The following is an 18513-nucleotide window of genomic DNA, read 5'->3' on the forward strand; positions in this document are numbered from 1 at the left end:
TATCTCCGCTTTTCCTGTCAATTCACATCACTTACCTTCTTTAAATAAGTCAGGAATAACGCCTAGAACTGGCAATTCTAAAATCTCCTCTATTTCTTCCCTAGTTTTAAAAGTATTATTAAAGAACTCTAATAAGAAACTTGCTCCAGCACTGCCTATCAGACCAAGTAAAAGGCCGACTCCTATATACATTTTTTTATTTGGACTGACTGGTTTTTGAGGTACTTTAACACTTTCTACAACCTTTACGTTACCATTTGGTATAAACTCTCTAGATGATCTTATAAACTCATTTGTAACTGAATTCACTACATCCCCAGCTAATGCTTGGTTTGCACTTACGTAACTAATCTCCAATATTTGTGTATCTGTTCTTGGCGTAACTGATAAATTATCAAGAACATTTTCTGAATTTAAGTTTATATCACTTGAGTCTATGGCCCTTTGTACTAAATCATTGGTCTTTATTATTTCTGCATAAGTCTTTATCAGTTTTTGATACATTTGTACATCATTAGTACTATAGTTTTGATCCTGACCAGTAGTATTTTCTTTTCCTATAAAGACCTTAGTATTTGCTTCATATTTAGGTGGAATTATAAAATAGCTTATAATTAAAGCTAACAATGTCGTTACTAATGTTACTAAGAGTATCATTTTCCATCTTTTTATCATTGGATTTGCTATTTCATCAATTCTTATAATATCGTTATTCATCATTTAAACTTCTCCATATACAATAAATTTTTCAATAGTCCTAAATACAATAATTATATTTTTAGTAATTTCCTTCTCTTTCATTCATATTTTTAAAATAAAAAAATTCTAATGGAAAATTTCCACTAGAATTAACCTTTTATACATTTGCATTATTGCTTTCCATTATTCTTAATCCACTGAGACCACGATGTTTCATACCCATCTTGGTCATCTTTGCAATATTTATAAAACATATTTAAAAACTCTACTCTTGATTTATCTTCATCTTTATTTGTTTCCTTTAATAAATCTGATCCACCAATCAATTTTTGACGGTTCATTATATCTTCAAAACTCACATTTTTTGCATTGTGCATCATATCATACATAGACATAAATGTTGTAGTCCTACCTGCGCCTCCTCTACAATGGAAATGTATCCATGTATCCTTTGGCAGATTCTTAATTGATTCAATAAATAAATCTACTTGATCATCTAAAGGCTTCTCATGATCTGTAACTGTAATTCTTAAGTAGCTCATGCCCAAGCCTTTAGCTAATTCTTCCTCTGTTTCTACACTTTCAGGATTATCAATTGATTTTACTGTGTTTACGGACTTTCCCTTTTGCAGTTCATCAAACTTAACATGCTTGTCCTTAGATATTTTATCTAAATTGCTCTTTTCATCTAATATAATTTGTTCTCTGCCAATTCCCTTATTAGCTTGATTATTCTTTCCAAACCAACTTATTCCCATACCATTGATAAATCCATGATCTTCTTGGCGCAAATCAATATCTATGATAGATTTATCACCTATTTTTTCTTTTACCATCGCTAAACTTTTCTCCGAAAGCGCTCCACTACCAGAAATATTTAGATCACTCAATCCTGTAAGGTTAATATCTTTTGATTTCTCATCATTAATTTTATCCTTAGTAGTCCTAAAGTTTTTGGGTAATACGTCCTTATTATCTGTATCTATTACAAGTTTCACTTTATTAGCTTGTACACTATTTGTCTTTTCAATTGCTATTTTACTACTTTTATAATGTTGATTTATACTATACATAATAGTTGCTCCTCCTATTATAACTAAAGCTACTATTATATATGCAACCTTATTCCTCTTCATTAAATATCACCCTTCCTCTTGATATTTGAATATTTTTCACTCATAAATCTTAGATTCTTTTGTGCTTTGCTAATGATTATAGATAACCAACTTTAAAACTAGACTTGTGCAATCACCCACCGAAAGTAGAAACATTGTTATTTCACAGGACTATGAAAATTTCACTGAAAGCACTAAATTTCAGGTTTTACCACTAATGCTTGCTCCCAATTTCATTGTGACAAGCATTAATGGAACAACCTACAATTAAGGGCTTTTAACAGCTCATTTTCAATGCCTATTGCATAAAAATATTTCTGCTTTCTAGTATGGTATTTATTGCAAAGTGTAAATAAAATTCTTAAATTGTTTATCTATAGAAAATAACCCACTGTTACCCAGTATAAAATAGTTATGTGAAAATTATGTGATTATTCAAATGAACACCAAATACCTTGATTAATAAATACTTAAACATATACAAATATCACTAGACATTTGCCCTTTGTACTGTACTCTAATTTAAGATATAATTCTTGAGTAAAATTAAAAGTTAAGCCTACCTGCTAAGTGAAATTGCTTACTTTAGGCTGATAAATTCACTTAGTAGGTGGTTTTATGAGCATTAAAGCATAAAATAAAGCTAGGCTGAAACCAATAGTTTTAACCTAGCTAAGATATTTCTTTCTAAAGTTTTAGGGCGTAATTTTACTCGACAATGCGTTTTTTCTTAAGTGTCACAAGTTTTCTATGCTTTCCATTTTTAGATCTTGGTTTGATATTCAACAAATCTAATACAAACATTAAAAGAGGCACTCCAAGTAATAACCCCCAAACTCCCATAAAATGCTCTGATACTAAAAGTGTAATAAATACGACAAAGACTGGTAATTCAGTCTTATCTGCCATAAACCTAGGGTTCAATACATAACTCTCAAGTGCATGTAAAACTGCAATAATTATAAGAATATATAAAATCATTTTAAAACCGCCAACTGTGTATGCTATTATACTTAAAGGTATTAATGATGCAATTGTTCCTGCAACTGGGACTAAGCTAAATAAGAAAATCATAACTCCAAGGCCTAAAACTTGCGGAAATCCCAATGCAAAAAGAGATATAACAGATAAAATACTATTAACAAATGCAATAATTATTTGAGCTTGAATTACTTTTCCAAATGAATTCAAAAAATTTATTCCAAAATCTTTTGTATACCTATATAATATGGCAATCTTACTATCTTGAAACTCTGAGAAAAATTCTTTGATTTTCTCTCTTTCAACCATAAAAAAGAGGCTTAATATTAAAGACACAAATATATTAAAACTCCAAGTACCTATATTTGAAGCATATTTCAAAAATTGATCAAATTTCAATAAATCATTTATTTCAGAATTCTTAAAAAATGACATGAAATCAACCTTTCCAAAGTATGGTACAATATACGTAGATAAAACTTCCCCACCAATATCTCTAAAATCAAATCTAGATATTTTCATGCCAATCTCTGTAAGCTGTCTAATAATTATTGGTATATACCTATAACTTGCAAAGATAATAATAGATGTCATGAATATGTATAAAAATAATGTTACTATTATCGGTTTCACCTTTATAAACTTATCTAACCGTTTCGTAATTCCTACTTGTAGACTGTATGCAATATATGTAAAGAAAAATGTAAGTAAAAATAGATTAAGCATTGATCTTAATATATACATAAAAAATACAATAATAAGAAGAACGCAAATTCTTCTGACTATATCTTTTTTAAATAGTTCTCTTAAGAAATTCACATCTTATTCCCCCTTCTAGTAATTATTATATCCTATAAATCATATGCTTAAAACAAGAAATTCCAATAAACCTTTCCATATTAATAAATTTAAATAAAATAGTTGCGCTCTGGAACTATTTACCTCAACATTTTAATAAAATCTTAATAAATTGCAATTATTTTGTAAGTTGTTTGTAGTATAATATAAGTTATCGGATAATATTCAATAATCTATTCTACTTTACAAAAACCATATCTATAGAGTAGGCATAAAGGAGGATAAGATGAAAAAAAATAATAGAATTGGGGCGATAGTAGTTTCAGCGCTACTTATTACGTCAATATGCAACTCAGTACCAGCATTGGCGGACCCTAATGATAGTAATCTAACACTTGAACAAGCTATACAAAACATACAGGAATACGATAATGAAATTGAATATAACATGGGTAAGTTAAATCAACTAAAAGAGCAAATTCTTGAAAAAGAAAATGATATAAAAGATAACCAAGTTAAGCTTGATTTAACCCAAACACAATTTACTGAAAGAGAAAACCAGTTATCTGAACGATTAAAGGGCATCCAATTCAATGGAGGCTTTGAAGCTACACCATTGCAATATTTAGACGCTTTATTTTCTTCAGGTGATATTTTAGATGCATTAAAAAGAGTGTCATTGATTTCTCAAATTTGTACAAGCGATAAGGATTTAATTTTAGAAACCAAAAAATCAGAAGACAATCTTTTAAACATTAAAAATACTATAGAAAAAGAAAATCAAGAATTGCAAACTGATAAAGATGATGTTGAAAAGCAAATTAATGACTTGGAAGATAAAAAAGATACTCTCTTAAAATATGTACAAGATAATAACGCACTATTAACAGGTGATATAGGAATCACTATTCCTGTAACATTACCTTCTGATATTACAGATCAGGCTAAAGGAGTTATAGAAGAAGCAGAGAAATATTTGAAAGTTCCATATTTGTGGGGAGGGGAATCTCCTGAAGGGTTTGATTGCTCCGGGCTTATGCAGTATGTCTTTAATTCTAAAGGAATCGCTATACCAAGAACATCACAAGAGCAACAAGGTTTTGCCAAGCCTATTAGCATAGCAGAAATTAAACCTGGGGATTTAGTCTTCAATAAAGTTTCAGATTCAACTCATGTAGGTATGTACATAGGATATGATATGTATATTCAAGCTCCCCATACTGGAGACGTTGTTAAAATAAGCAAGTTAAGTACCTCAAATATGAAATATTTTGGTAGAGTTCTAAACTAATATTAAATTAAAACTCTAGTAATTCAAGTACTAAATTAATACTGAGATGTATAAGATTAATTGCAACATATATGGAAAAATAAAATTATATACTATAAGCAAAGCAGCTAGTTTGATTAGAGAAAATAGCTGCTCTTTATTTTATAAATTTTCACAATATGGTAAATTGTAATATTTTATTATTTATAGAATATATATAAAATGGTATAATTTAATCGAATACATAATTATTGTGGAGGCGATTTATCATGAACAAAAATGTAAAAAAAATTATCATATTTACCATTATAGGTACAGCTTTTTATACATGGATGCCATCAACCTTAAGTATAGGGGAACAATGCGCTTATGCATACTCTGGAGATGAGATAACTTCTTTAGGCCTAACATCAGAAGGCTCTATATTGTCAATATATAGTAGTATAACTCACAACGGAGATTATAGAGTAAAAAAAGGTGACAAAATTCCAGTAGTTATATATTCAAAAATTCCTTCTAATAAAACTAGCTTTAACTTGAGCACCATTGAAACTAAGGCTGCTGATATAAGAGTCTTTGTTGGAAATGAAAATATAAAGCTAAGTGATATCTATGGTAAAATAAATATCGCGGAAGGTCAAAGTAAGACTATTTATATAAGACTTTATGATTCTAAAAACGCCTCTGATAGCAATTATTCTTTAGAATATGAACTTATTGTAGAAAGAGAAATGAATGATGAAGATAATATTATTGATGCCAATACTGAAGAAACTACAGATGATAATACAATAACTCTAAAAGACTATGATGATATTTACTTAAATCGATTAGTTTTATTTGATCCTAACAATAATAAAATTGACTTCGCTTTCGATAAGACAGAACCTGTACAGAATATAAATGTCGATGAAAATATATCTTATATTAACGTTAAAGCTGTTCCAGAGCAACAAAGCTATAAATTATCAATTAATGACAAAGATTTAGATCCTAGTGATGGTAAAGATACAAGACTCGTATCTTTAAATGAAGGAAAAAATATTATAAAAATTAGAATTATAAATTCTGATCGTAAAACTAGAGAATATTATTTAGTTGTGACAAGAGGAAACAGTTCGCAAGTAGCTTCAAATAATAACACTACTTCAACTAATCAGAACTCTCAAACTGTACAAGCAGAAGCTTGCTGGCAATATAGAAAAGCTGACGGAACTATAGCTGTGGGATGGACATTAATCGAAAATGACTGGTATTACTTTGATGCAAGCGGTGCAATGAAAACAGGTTGGATAAAAGATTCTTCTGGAAAATGGTATTATCTAAGAGAATCAGGAACTATGGCTAAAAATACCACAATTGATGGATATAAATTAGGTCCTGATGGAACGTATACTAAATAATCCTTTTAAAATAAAAAACTAGCAGCTAATCTTGTGTAGAATGCAAGAAGTAGCTGCCTTATTTTTTAAATAACTTGTTTACTCACTTCTGCTGGAGTTGATGCATAAATATATTCATCAATGCAATTAACGTAAGCGTAAAAAAATTAACGGATGGATAAATGCAAAACTCTCTTGTTAAAATTAACATATATTTTAACAATGGGGGTTTATTTATACGAATGATAATGAAAATATCAATTGGAGAAAAATTGTTGCTGTCTTTTCTTCTTGCGAAGTAACTCTGAGAAATTTCTGCAAAATGCTAAATACTTCTTTATATAAAGGTATAGTTTCAAATGGATTATTAGCCCACGTTGTGAGCATGAAATATCAATATACAATGTATATAGAAGATAATAATACAACCAAAAGAGCTATAAATCCATTTGTAATTGGCAGTAATAAAACTCCATAGAGCACTGAAATTTAGAAGATTGAGAATTAGTTTAAATATTGCTTCTCTTTTGCTGGAACTCCTATTATGGAGTTAAGCCCGTAATACTTACATAAAGCTTTATTTGAAAAATAATTTGGATCTGGAGTAATATCATCTAGACCATATGAAGCATCATGATGAGCCAGTAAAGGATACTTATGAGAAATTACAACTGTCGAGATATCCAACTTTCCTTTTAATTTTTCCGATAATATATATTGTTCACGAGCTTTAGTTTGATTTAATACTTCATAAGTAGACATGATTGCATCAAGATACATAACCCAAAAATTGCAGAAAGCAATTAACATTACAGCTACTGCTATTCTTCTAAACATTAATATTGTACTTTCTTCAAGGTCTGTAACCTCAAAATCAATTTTTTCATAAAGAATTCCAATTGATATACTTAGATACACTACAATACAAAACCAAGTTCTTTCTGGAGAGGTAGGCGATGCTATCATACCATAAGCAGATCCAATGGATGCCATAACAAATATAACAGACTGATATATGCTATTATTTTTCTTTAAATCAAAGTATCTTTTTCCTATAAAAAGCACAATGGCTAAAATAATAAACATTCCAAGGACAAAAGCCACCCAAAAATAAGTTATCATAAAAAGCCTAAAAATAATTGTTGTATGCACAGCCGATTGTTCCACTGCCTTTCTAACATATGCCCCAGGAGCACTAATTAATAATATGAATCCAATTAAGCTTCCAATATATCCGCTAATTATATATCTACATATACTTATATTATTAACGTAATAGTAAGCAATATATAAAGTTAAAATTACTAACATCCCTGCACTAGCATTTTCATTAGCCCAGCCTGCTAAAATTCCAAGTACAAATATTATAAAAGCACTAATTAAATTATTTTTAATTATATCTTGGTTAATTGAGTATTTTCTAAAAATTAATATCATAATTAAAACTGGAGTTATAAGCCACAAATAATTAGAAGAACCCGATAACCAAAACATCACTTGTCCGTAATTAGGGGTAAAGAACCAAATTAAAAGATTGATTCCTATGTATAAAGAAACTTTTGCTTTCTTTGCTTCATTACAAGCATAATATATCAATAATGTATTAACTATATAAATAATAGTGTTAAGAACATTAAAAATTGGTTTTCCTAGTAGAGTAAATAATTGCTGGTAAAATTCACCCCAAACTCGTCCACCCCAGGTAAAATAATAATTGTACATGGAATATATAATATCCTTTATACTTACAATATGTGTCTCAGTGCCATTTATGTATCCAAATGAATAATCATCTACAAGTAGTGGTGTTAAGTAATTTAAGATAAACATAGCTATTGAGAAAAATATAATACTAGAAATAAATACATTTTTTCTAATTGAATATTTAGTAAAATACTTATTATCTATATTTTTACAAACATTTATAAATTTTCGTTTTATATTAATAAAAAATTTTATGATGCTATCTTGCATAATAATTTTCTCCTTATATACATGATTTACTAAACCCTCAAAAATTTCCATAATCACCAAATTCATATATCATCTAAACCCAATTGTTAGTGATGCTTACTTTAAATTATTACGTTATTTTTAAGTCTACATTTTTATCGTAATGTACCAAAATACTTTCTATATAAATAGTATGTTCTTGCATCTAAAGCTGTATTCTTAGAATGTAGCCTTAAATAACCAAATGATCTATTATTAAGTTCAGTTTATTAAAAATTCAAATATATCTGGATGTGATAATTTTTTTAATAAATATAGTATCTTTTACTTTTTTATTTAGGCAATCTTTGTTATTATACCTATTAATATTTTATTTAAATAATAAAATGATAATTACTTTACTTACTACGATATCTTATCCATAAAATTAGAAATATGTGTATTTCCTAACTTAAAAGAATTTATTCTTTTATAAATACAAACTTTTGTAAATTCATAATATTTATCCTTGAATAATTTCCAATATATCCACTATATTTTAGTTCCCTTAGCAGAATTCTCATGTAACATGCATGACATACAATAAAGCAATCTTGATTCTTTTTTTCTAAAAAATCAACTGTTTTTTTTGCTCTTTTATAGGTTTGATTTTTAGTTTCTATTTGCTTTTTGGAATTCATATACCATTGGATTCTTCCAAAAATTCTCCATATAATTAATGGTAGCTTGATTTCTTTATCAGTGAAAGCTCTTAATGGAACTTCATTAAATAAATTCATTTTTATAAACTTATTTGAACCAAAAATTAGTTTTGCAGTGTCATATGACCTTGATAACTCACTTATATATATCGGTTGCTTTGTATTTATACTGTATTTATTTGAAAAATCTATTGGGCTAATATCATATTCATTACATGATTTATTAAATTCCTGTGAACTACACAAAGCTTTCCACTTATAATTAACTTTTGCATGTCTTATTATAGTTATTTTCATTGATTAACTCCTATAATTATATATTTTATCATTTAAATTAACGAAAACTTATTCATTTGACAAATTTATGAGAAACTGAAATCCCTAAAGCAGTCCGATTGCATTACAATATTTATTATCTGTTTTTAAATACTATAAATTTACTTAATATATAATTTACGACAATTACAATAACATTAACTATACATTTTGCTATAAAATCATTCATCCATACCATTTCTATTAATAATATCATTAAAAATGTATCTAATGCAAATGATGCTAGTCTAGAACATAGAAAAGTTATTCCTTCTTTTATTACTATTTTTAGTTTCCACGTATTTGAATTAAAAACATAAAGTTTATTTGTTATAAACGCAAAAATTATACTCATTACAAATGCAATTGTATTGCTTATAATATACAACATTCCTATCTTATTTAAAACTAAATAGAATAGAATATTAATAAGAGTTGTCAATACTCCAAAAATTACATATTTAAAGGCCTCGCTATTTAATAACTTCTTTATTCTAGTCACTATGCTTTCATCCCATCTCTCAACTACTCTAAATTACTTTCTTTTATAATGTATATTGGTCTATTTTTAGTTTCCATATAAGCTTTTGCTAAGTATTGTCCTAGAATACCTGTAGAAAATAATTGAATCCCACTAACAAAAAATATAATACAAACTAATGATGGCCAACCTGCTACTGGATCACCGTGTATAAATGTTCTTGCCATAATAAAGCATATCATTATTAGAGATATAATAAAAAATATTAATCCAATAAATGATGAAATTACTAGTGGCACCGTAGAAAATGCTATAATTCCTTCAATAGAATACCTAAATAACTTCCAAAATGACCACTTTGTTTCTCCTGCTATTCTCTCTACATTTTCATAGGCTAACCATTTTGTATTAAATCCTACCCAACCAAAAATACCTTTAGAAAATCTATTATATTCTTTCATCTGTAAAATAGCATCTACAACGCTACGCCTCATAAGCCTAAAATCTCTTGCACCATCCACTATATCTGCATTAGAAATTTTATTTATTATTTTATAAAAACATTTTGCAAAAAAAGAACGTATTGGCGGTTCGCCTTTTCGATTCACTCTTCTTGTTGCTACACAATCATAATCCTCATTTATTAAAACATCATACATTTGCTTTAATAATTCTGGCGGATCTTGCAAATCAGCGTCCATAACTGCAATAAAATCACCTGTTGAATTTTCTAATCCAGCATATAATGCTGACTCCTTTCCAAAATTTCTACTTAAAGATATGTACTTCACTCTTTTGTCTATATGCGCATAATCTTTCATTATATCCAATGTTTTATCTATTGAACCATCATTAACAAATATTATTTCAAATTCTACACTTACCATTTCCTTGGTTATTTTATTTATCTCTTTGTAAAAAAACGGTAAAGATTTTTCTTCATAATAACACGGAATTACTATTGATACTTTGTCCATTTTAATTTCTCCTTATATACAATACTATTTAAATTTAATTACCTTAAGTACTTTTTATTTCTCCATACCAATAATCTATATATTACTTTGTAAAATATTACAATATAAAGTTTTTTTAATTAGTTGCTTTAACAAATATCTTATTTCTATAATTTACAACATTATCCTACATCAATAGTATTCCCACTTACTACTATTGATTGAACATCTAGTTTTACATTCTCAATCAAAACATTGATATTATATCTTCCTGGTGTAATTTTTTTACTCAACTCTGCTAGTTTTAAAGCATATCCTGAATCTTTGTAATTATTGTTATTATAGAAATTAGCAACATCCTCTCTTTGTACTTTATTTACATCAAAAATATATTCATTTGTTTCAGATATTAACTCAATTTTTATTTTATTATCTTTTGAATTAGTGTTAGTAATGCTTCCCCACCCTATAACTTCTAATATATCTTTTTCACAATCATATTTATAATAATCTATTCCACCTAACATATCAAATTGTTTTGTATAGTTAAATATTATATTGTTAGGTATATTATAATACTTTTTCATACCATTTTCGGTAGTTGGATTGTTTTCTATATTATTTGGCATTGACTGACTAAACTTTTCATCCAATGGTATTAAATTTACTTTCTTAATATCTTCTCCAAGAATTGCCTTTTTACTAGCCATTCTTAAAGTTTTTTCATTATATTCATTGATATATCTATTATTATAATATCCACTAAACTCTGTATAATAACTACAAACAAAAATTCCAACTACAAGCATTGTTACTATATTCATAATATGATTAAAATTTACTCTGTTAATTATTTCTTCATGCAATTTTCTAAATATATAAGAAGCTATGACAAACCACAATAATCCAAATGGTACAATGGCTGAAGCTACATAATAAGGTGCTGCTATCATGACAATTTGAGTACCTATTGCTCCAAATAGATAGGCTAATATGAAACTATCCTTTGTATCCTTTAAATATATTACAAATTCAATACTTATGAAAAGAATATATAGATATGCTATTATTGGATGAAATATATTAAGAATAGTTAATATCACACTTATAGGTGCAGCTATCAATCCAATATATGCAATTTTTACTTTTATCTTGTCTTTTGTTTCCCTTAATAAAATGCTTACCCCAATTACTGTAAAAGATATTAATATTACCAATAATACATTTTCTTTAGAAAACATATTATTGGTAATATTATTCATTGCCAATAATATTTTATTAATAAAACTTGTAGCTGAGTTATTTGTATCTAATCGCTTATAATTTCCCGGTGCTATTACTAACATAATGTATCCAATTAAAGCACTTAGACAAATTATTATAGATGATTTTTTAATTTTCCTATTTTCTATATAATTTGTAATAGTTAATGCAACTACAACTACTATTGCACCAAAGCCAACCTGCTCCATGGACCATCCTGCAAAAAAGAACATACTTGCAATAAAGATAACTTCCGCAATATTTTTTTTTGCTGTTTTTAAATAATTCCAATATTTATATGAACCAACTATCAAATATATATTTCCGAAAATATATGTACTACTAGACGCATACCAATATACTCCTATTCGATATGTATCTACTGAAAAAAAACCAAATAAGCAACAAGTAAACAATGCTAACTTCCAACAAGTTTTATTAGTTTCATCAATAGTAGTTTTAACTATTTTATACTCAAACAGGAATATTAAAAATAAGCTAATTACATTGGCTATTCTAATTGCATAAAGTCCCATTTTTAAAAGCAAAATATATATTAAATATCCAAGCACTCTCCCTCCCCATAAATTATAATGATTATACAAAAACTCCATCAACTGAAAAAATGTGAAATTGGTACCTTTAATTCCTGGAACTTCATATACATACGACAATGTTGCATATGCAAAATCATCATAATACATATATACATTTCTATATTGAATAAATAACAACACTATAAATATAAAATAAATTCCTACCACTGGTAGATTCTTCTTACCCACTTTTTTTAATAACATATGTTCACCTCGATTGAAAAAAATATATTTTTTTATACTTTTCTTAACTTATCATAATTACACCGTCAATTGGTCAATACTAATACTTTCATTAACCTTTCCAAAAATTACTCAATAGAGTTACCGGAATATAATTCCAATAATATTAGACGTGGAAATAGGATTTTTAGCAGTTGTTTTTTATTTAGATACTCTATTTTCATTTATTACTTAAGAACTTTCCAAAATATGAGACCCCTGAAACTTATAAGCTTCATAAATCTCGAAGAGATTATCACTTACAATTCTCTTCATTTCAAAATTTGTTTAGCTCCTTTTTGAACTATATTTCCACGAGCTTAAATATAGCAAAGTTAAGGATCCCAGTAATTATTTGAATCATCATTACCCTTAGCGCTCATCTTACAAAAATCCAAAATTTTATCTAACGCTTGTGCTACGGTCACTTTTAAATTGCTAGACATGCACATACTTAAATCTCTTAGACTATCTTTTTGAGAGATATGATAGAAAATCATTAATTTCAGGTAACCTTTAGTAGAAAATCAAGATATTTTATTATCGTTTCAAAATATCTTAATTAATAAATTATATAATTATGTTAAATGATTTGGTATAACCAAACATGTAGCCAGCAACTTCCTTTACCTTTAATTTTATTGTTATTGTGATTATATTAAATCAAATGTTACTGGCTATTTTCACGTATAAATTTACGTGTACATACGAAATAGCATCCACATGCATATGCAAATGGAAATTTTGATTAATATTTAAACAGTTGTGTCATAATTAGCTAGTACTAATTTCGTTTAATAACAAAAATTTAATATACATGAACATAATATAATTTTAATCTAATAAATATCAACTTTATGCTCTGTATACATTATATAATCACTATTATTACTATTATCCTTAATATATATCCCAACCGTATATCTGTCTTTATCTAGAATATTATTTAAGTTAGATAAGTCTAATGAGAATCCTGTGTCATCATAATATCTATTATTATAATACTCTGATACATCTGCCCTCTTAATTTTGTTTGTTGAAAATTTATACGTCTTGCTATCAGATTTCAGCAATATACTTATATCATCATTCTTAGAATCTTTATTTTCAATTGCTGCCCACCCTATTATTTTTAACTGATCGTTGCCCTTATTATAATCTACATAATCTATACCATTCATAATTTCTATATATTTTGCAGAAAGTTGTGATTCATTTATTAAATACGCGTCTTTCATAGAATATACTACTTTTATTTCAAAATATCCTTCCAAGTACTTTAAATTTGACTGTAAATAGTCTTCTCTTGTATTCAGAATTCTATTATTTGCATAATTATAAGGCGAAATACTCACAATACTTTGGTTGTTACTTTTAGCCTCTTCTATAACATTATAATTATTCCTTATCCATTTATTGTAATCACTATATGTATTAAAAATTCTTATATTCTCTTTTATAGTAAACAATAATAATATCCCCAATAACGCATATATAGTAGATTTTGCAAATCTATTAGCTATACTAAGCAATTCTATAACAAAATAAACTATACATCCCATCATGAAGAAGTCTATTAAAAAGAATGCTCGCGTTTCAACATAAGGAGCTCCAATTAATGCTCCTGCCGATAAAGAAGATGCTAATAAAAATAATATATTTATCCCTGCCGTTTTATAAACATACATGCATTTTTCTTCTTTTACTTTCTTATAATTTAATGCTATATATAATATAAGAACGATTAAAAGTATAATTACTAAACTAACATTTTCAGAAAAAAATCTATGAATTATACTTATTGCTCTATAAATGTAATCTTTAATTGTTACATTCTTAATTCCAAATATATCTTTATATGTTTGAATTCTAATAGAAGTAGACGGTGCAAAAATCATTACAAAAAAACCTATTGTTAGTGATGCAAAGGAACTCCATATCCATAAATAAACTTCTTGTTTTTTCTTAATTCTATATATAATAGTGCATGCATATATTATTAAAAATGTGATCACCGTATTTTCATTTGTTAATCCTGCAAAAAATCCTAATATTGTATGTAATAAAACAAATAATTTCTTATTATAAAATACATTTCTACCTGAAATTATCACTCTTAAAGGAATGGTAAATATCAATAAAATAAATACAGCCCATAAGTAGTTGCCACTTCCAGCTCTCCAAAAAAATATTTCACCTAGTGCTGGTTGAAATAAAATAATTAAGCAAAAACTTATTACTATGCTTATAAGATCATTTCTTTCCGATAATTTCAACTTTCTTCCAAATACATACATAGGTATCAATAATACATATAATATACTTATGATTGTGTTTCCAATGTAGTAATATATCTCATCGATACTACAAAAAATAATAGCAATTTGTTCTCCAATTCTTATATTCCAAGTAGAAGCTTGCCTAACAATCCTACTTATAATTAAACTTATGTATTCTCCTGCAGAAACTGGTTTATAATAATGAGAAAAACTAGTTAATGCAAAATCCTCCCCCATCATAGGTGTGTTTATATTCATGATCATAAAAAACATAGCTATTCCTAACAGTATTAAAATTGATACTATTGAAATATGCCAAGCTCTATATGTACGCTCCTTGCTCATCATTATCGCCTCCATAATTACCGCCATCATAAAATTAAGGGAATAGTAGCAATATACTTATACTCATTCCCTTATACTTAATAACAGTTACATTTTCATCCTATTCCTAATCTTCTCTATTAGTGTTCTTAATATGTTATCTTTAGTCCAATATTTATATAAATATGTGCCCTTAATAACATATTCTACATTATCCTTTGAAAGATTATGATTTATAACATTCCCATTCATAATTTCATCAAAGAAATTATGCAAAACCAAATTTACCTCTTGGTCTGCAATACTACTTAATTCTCTAAAACTATTATTGTCGTGTAATCTATAATAATAGTTAGTTTCTCTTATGTATAAAGGTTCTTGTAATAATGCTGATCTTAAAATAAAATCCCAATCATGAATGTATTTATATTCTTTAAACCCACCCAATTTATTATATAAATTCTTAGTAAACACCATATTACCAGTAGATATAGCTACATTTTGAATCATCAATGCATGAGATACTTGTCTACATTCATTAATGCGCATTTGTATTTTTCTAAAATTCTGAGCTTCTTCATCCTCTGCCGATACGGATTCTTTATTTATTACTTCTATACTTGAGAAAGCAATCTCAATTCCTCTTTTCTCCATTTCGGGTATTATTTTAGAAAATCTATTACTCTCATACAAATCGTCAGCATTTATTACTGCGATATATTTCCCTTTGGCTCGCTTAATTCCTTCATTAATAGTATAATGTGCACCTTTATTTTCAGGATTTTCAATATATCTTATTTCTATGAACCTTTCATTACATCTACACTGTTCTATGAACTTTTTTATTACCTTCCTACTATTGTCTTTTGAATAATCATCTACTATGATTAATTCTATATTTCTGTAATCCTGTTTTTCAATTGATTCTAGGCACTCAACTATATATTTTTCATAATTATATGAAGGAACTATAACACTTACTAAACTATCTATCATTATTCAATTCTCCTTAATAATTAGAATGCAGGCTTTCCTTAGTAGCCTGTAAATATTGCCTGCCATACTGATTATCTGGTTCTAAATGTGTTCCTTCCGCCCACTCATTCCATGCATTTATAAATACATATCTTTCTTCATCATCATTAAAGTTTGTAGTATAGTCAATAATTCCTGTTAACCATTTACGATATTCATCCGGATTCGCATAATGAAATATATTCGAATTAGCTCCTCTTCTAGCTGTATTATCCCAACTTAACATAGCCCCCCTAAATTCTTTATAATAATTAGGTCTCTTATTCACATATCTTGATACTACGTCTCTATAATCATAAATGTTTCCACCAAATTCTTTAACTAAACTTGGTATAGTTTTAGATATCTCTCCTGTCATAATACCATGAGGAGGAAACTCTACTGCGGAATCTCCACCATATATATTAGGATCAGTCAATCCAAATGATTGCACTAAAGAAACATGTAAATTATCTATTCCATTTTGCTTACATACTTCTTTCCACATTCTAATTGTATTTTCCAAATTAGGAAATAACTCCGCCCTATAAATGAGTAATAGTGGAGCACCATTAACCTTAATATACCTTTCATCTTTTAAGATAGGAATAATATCTTCTATAAAACGGTTATCCGTTTCCTCATTATGTTCTTGTTTTATTAGTACTTCCTTTTCCTGACCATCCCATCTTCTACTCCATGTTTCATTAGCCCAACAAATACAAAATGGAAAATCTAATCCCTTGTCCGCCAATAAGTTATCTAGAGGTTTCTCCAACAATCTTTTGCCATTAAACCAATAATAATAGTAACAAAATCCATGTATTCCATACTCCTTTGCTAATTCAATTTGTTTATACTGTACTGATTTGTCTTCTACTAAATTATAATATCCTAATTCATCTGGGACATGAGGCTGATAGTGCCCTTCAAAAAGTGGTTTTCCTTTTTTTACATTAGTCCATTCAGTAAACCCTTTTCCCCACCATTCATCATTTTCCGGTATAGCGTGATATTGTGGTAAATAAAACGCTATAGGTTTAACTTCGCTCAATTTACCAGAATCTCTAATTACCCTATAATGATATAAAACTTTATTTATAGAATAAATATCCGCTACATTTATTTTATTCTCTAAATAATCCTCTATTGCCTTTTCATGTATAACTAGTGCTTTTCTGAATATAATATTATTATTTCTTTTTTGATTAATAGCATCTTCTTTGTATAGAGGGGCTATGTAGTCTTCCCCTAATATTCTGTCTTCATCAAATGTAATCATCCTGGCATTATTATGTTCTAAAGCATCTTCAATTCTCGCCAACGTTGAATTAGCCAGACAATCGCCTGCTGTGAGTATGACATAGTACGCATCTTTATTATCGCTATGTTCTTCTCTTATTAACTTTAGTATTTTCTCATTTGTATCTAATTCCTCTTCACACTTTATATTCAAACACTTTCTTAACAAGTAATTATTCTCAAGCACTAATTTTTCAATTCCAGGATTATATAAGTTAATAATAGCTTCAAAATTTTGATGTTGAATACTTTTTATTGTTTCATTGTAATATTGTTTTTGTATTTTATCACTTGTAGAGTTAATAACTAAAATAATATTATGTTTTTCTGAAGGCTTATACTCATAATTTTCATCTACAAAACAATATGGTTCTATAATCTTTTGCTCAGAACTACCTATTTCTAAATTCCTGAACTTATTTATAATTTTACTAAGAGTAAGTTTTACACCGTCTTTTTTAAGACTTTGAATTACTTTTTCTAAATTTCCATACGAAAGCTTGTTATTAAAGCCTTCTAGGTTTAATTTTCTAATATCTATTATATGTTCTCCTAACACACCTTCTTCTTGGTCTAGGAAAACTATTTTTAACTTTCTTACACTTTTCTTTAGTGATTCTATTTCTATGACTATTCCACTATTTAGAGCATTGCTATGTTTAAAGTGATTAAAAACATCGTTTCTTCGCTGATTTTGTAGTTTAAATTCATATGTTCTTCCTTGTAAATCTATTATTTCAATATCTATTTGTTTATCTGTATCAAAGGCCCACCCCTTTATTATCAAATTAAATTTATTGTTATTACTTAATAGTTGATTATTTTCAATATTATAATTAAGCATATAGTCCAATAACTCCTT

At 27.6% G+C, this 18513-nt stretch carries 14 protein-coding genes; 3 read left to right on the top strand and 11 right to left on the bottom strand.

Features of this window, described 5'->3' with window-relative positions:
- Window positions 1–27 precede the first annotated feature (27 nt).
- From KEC93_RS23775 to KEC93_RS23785, 3 genes are all read right to left on the bottom strand, one after another.
- A complete protein-coding gene (locus KEC93_RS23775) occupies window positions 28–720 on the bottom strand; it encodes a YveK family protein (protein ID WP_077867935.1) in 693 nt (230 codons plus the stop codon).
- 149 nt (window positions 721–869) lie between these two features.
- On the bottom strand, window positions 870–1835 hold the full coding sequence (locus KEC93_RS23780; RefSeq protein ID WP_077867936.1) for a phosphatase domain-containing protein: 966 nt from the start codon (window positions 1833–1835) through the stop codon (window positions 870–872).
- Between the two features lie 687 nt (window positions 1836–2522).
- The gene (locus tag KEC93_RS23785) at window positions 2523–3614 is read right to left on the bottom strand and encodes an AI-2E family transporter (RefSeq protein WP_017212064.1); all 1092 of its coding nucleotides are present in this window, start codon (window positions 3612–3614) and stop codon (window positions 2523–2525) included.
- Window positions 3615–3879: 265 nt separating this feature from the next.
- On the opposite strand from KEC93_RS23785, the gene KEC93_RS23790 reads away from it, so the two are divergent.
- From KEC93_RS23790 to KEC93_RS23800, 3 genes are all read left to right on the top strand, one after another.
- The gene (locus KEC93_RS23790; RefSeq protein WP_077867937.1) at window positions 3880–4884 is read left to right on the top strand and encodes a C40 family peptidase; all 1005 of its coding nucleotides are present in this window, start codon (window positions 3880–3882) and stop codon (window positions 4882–4884) included.
- A gap of 248 nt (window positions 4885–5132) precedes the next feature.
- A complete protein-coding gene (locus KEC93_RS23795) occupies window positions 5133–6266 on the top strand; it encodes a cadherin-like beta sandwich domain-containing protein (RefSeq protein ID WP_077867938.1) in 1134 nt (377 codons plus the stop codon).
- A gap of 301 nt (window positions 6267–6567) precedes the next feature.
- Complete coding sequence (locus KEC93_RS23800) at window positions 6568–6723, top strand: hypothetical protein (RefSeq protein WP_172462671.1); 156 nt, start codon at window positions 6568–6570, stop codon at window positions 6721–6723.
- 26 nt (window positions 6724–6749) lie between these two features.
- Here KEC93_RS23800 and KEC93_RS23805 read toward each other — a convergent pair whose 3' ends face one another.
- From KEC93_RS23805 to KEC93_RS23840, 8 genes are all read right to left on the bottom strand, one after another.
- The gene (locus tag KEC93_RS23805; RefSeq protein ID WP_111944653.1) at window positions 6750–8219 is read right to left on the bottom strand and encodes a DUF3329 domain-containing protein; all 1470 of its coding nucleotides are present in this window, start codon (window positions 8217–8219) and stop codon (window positions 6750–6752) included.
- 440 nt (window positions 8220–8659) lie between these two features.
- Window positions 8660–9196, bottom strand: a complete 537-nt coding sequence (locus tag KEC93_RS23810) for a histidine phosphatase family protein (RefSeq protein WP_077868328.1) — start codon at window positions 9194–9196, stop codon at window positions 8660–8662.
- A 115-nt stretch (window positions 9197–9311) separates the two neighbouring features.
- Complete coding sequence (locus KEC93_RS23815) at window positions 9312–9716, bottom strand: GtrA family protein (protein WP_207652957.1); 405 nt, start codon at window positions 9714–9716, stop codon at window positions 9312–9314.
- Window positions 9717–9739: 23 nt separating this feature from the next.
- Window positions 9740–10672: a glycosyltransferase family 2 protein gene (locus KEC93_RS23820; protein ID WP_077868327.1), complete on the bottom strand. Its 933-nt coding sequence runs from the start codon at window positions 10670–10672 to the stop codon at window positions 9740–9742.
- Window positions 10673–10833: 161 nt separating this feature from the next.
- Window positions 10834–12714, bottom strand: coding sequence for a DUF6056 family protein (locus tag KEC93_RS23825; RefSeq protein ID WP_077868326.1), 1881 nt, complete (start codon window positions 12712–12714; stop codon window positions 10834–10836).
- An 857-nt stretch (window positions 12715–13571) separates the two neighbouring features.
- The gene (locus KEC93_RS23830; protein ID WP_139357394.1) at window positions 13572–15386 is read right to left on the bottom strand and encodes a DUF6056 family protein; all 1815 of its coding nucleotides are present in this window, start codon (window positions 15384–15386) and stop codon (window positions 13572–13574) included.
- A 57-nt stretch (window positions 15387–15443) separates the two neighbouring features.
- Window positions 15444–16331 carry a glycosyltransferase family 2 protein gene (locus tag KEC93_RS23835; RefSeq protein WP_077868324.1) on the bottom strand — a complete coding sequence of 296 codons (888 nt, stop codon included), beginning with the start codon at window positions 16329–16331 and terminating at the stop codon, window positions 15444–15446.
- A 13-nt stretch (window positions 16332–16344) separates the two neighbouring features.
- Entirely contained in the window at window positions 16345–18495 is a 2151-nt protein-coding gene (locus tag KEC93_RS23840) for a glycosyltransferase WbsX family protein (RefSeq protein WP_077868323.1), read from the bottom strand.
- Window positions 18496–18513 lie beyond the last annotated feature (18 nt).

It is taken from the genome of Clostridium beijerinckii (assembly GCF_018223745.1).
In the GTDB taxonomy this organism is placed as follows: Bacteria; Bacillota; Clostridia; order Clostridiales; family Clostridiaceae; genus Clostridium; species Clostridium beijerinckii.

Coding starts and splice junctions, on each gene's coding strand:
- KEC93_RS23775 (WP_077867935.1), bottom strand. CDS start 720: ATGATGAATAACGATATTATAAGAATTGATGAAATAGCAAATCCAATG.
- KEC93_RS23780 (WP_077867936.1), bottom strand. CDS start 1,835: ATGAAGAGGAATAAGGTTGCATATATAATAGTAGCTTTAGTTATAATA.
- KEC93_RS23790 (WP_077867937.1), top strand. CDS start 3,880: ATGAAAAAAAATAATAGAATTGGGGCGATAGTAGTTTCAGCGCTACTT.
- KEC93_RS23795 (WP_077867938.1), top strand. CDS start 5,133: ATGAACAAAAATGTAAAAAAAATTATCATATTTACCATTATAGGTACA.
- KEC93_RS23800 (WP_172462671.1), top strand. CDS start 6,568: ATGCTAAATACTTCTTTATATAAAGGTATAGTTTCAAATGGATTATTA.
- KEC93_RS23805 (WP_111944653.1), bottom strand. CDS start 8,219: ATGCAAGATAGCATCATAAAATTTTTTATTAATATAAAACGAAAATTT.
- KEC93_RS23810 (WP_077868328.1), bottom strand. CDS start 9,196: ATGAAAATAACTATAATAAGACATGCAAAAGTTAATTATAAGTGGAAA.
- KEC93_RS23820 (WP_077868327.1), bottom strand. CDS start 10,672: ATGGACAAAGTATCAATAGTAATTCCGTGTTATTATGAAGAAAAATCT.
- KEC93_RS23825 (WP_077868326.1), bottom strand. CDS start 12,714: ATGTTATTAAAAAAAGTGGGTAAGAAGAATCTACCAGTGGTAGGAATT.
- KEC93_RS23830 (WP_139357394.1), bottom strand. CDS start 15,386: ATGATGGCGGTAATTATGGAGGCGATAATGATGAGCAAGGAGCGTACA.
- KEC93_RS23835 (WP_077868324.1), bottom strand. CDS start 16,331: ATGATAGATAGTTTAGTAAGTGTTATAGTTCCTTCATATAATTATGAA.
- KEC93_RS23840 (WP_077868323.1), bottom strand. CDS start 18,495: ATGCTTAATTATAATATTGAAAATAATCAACTATTAAGTAATAACAAT.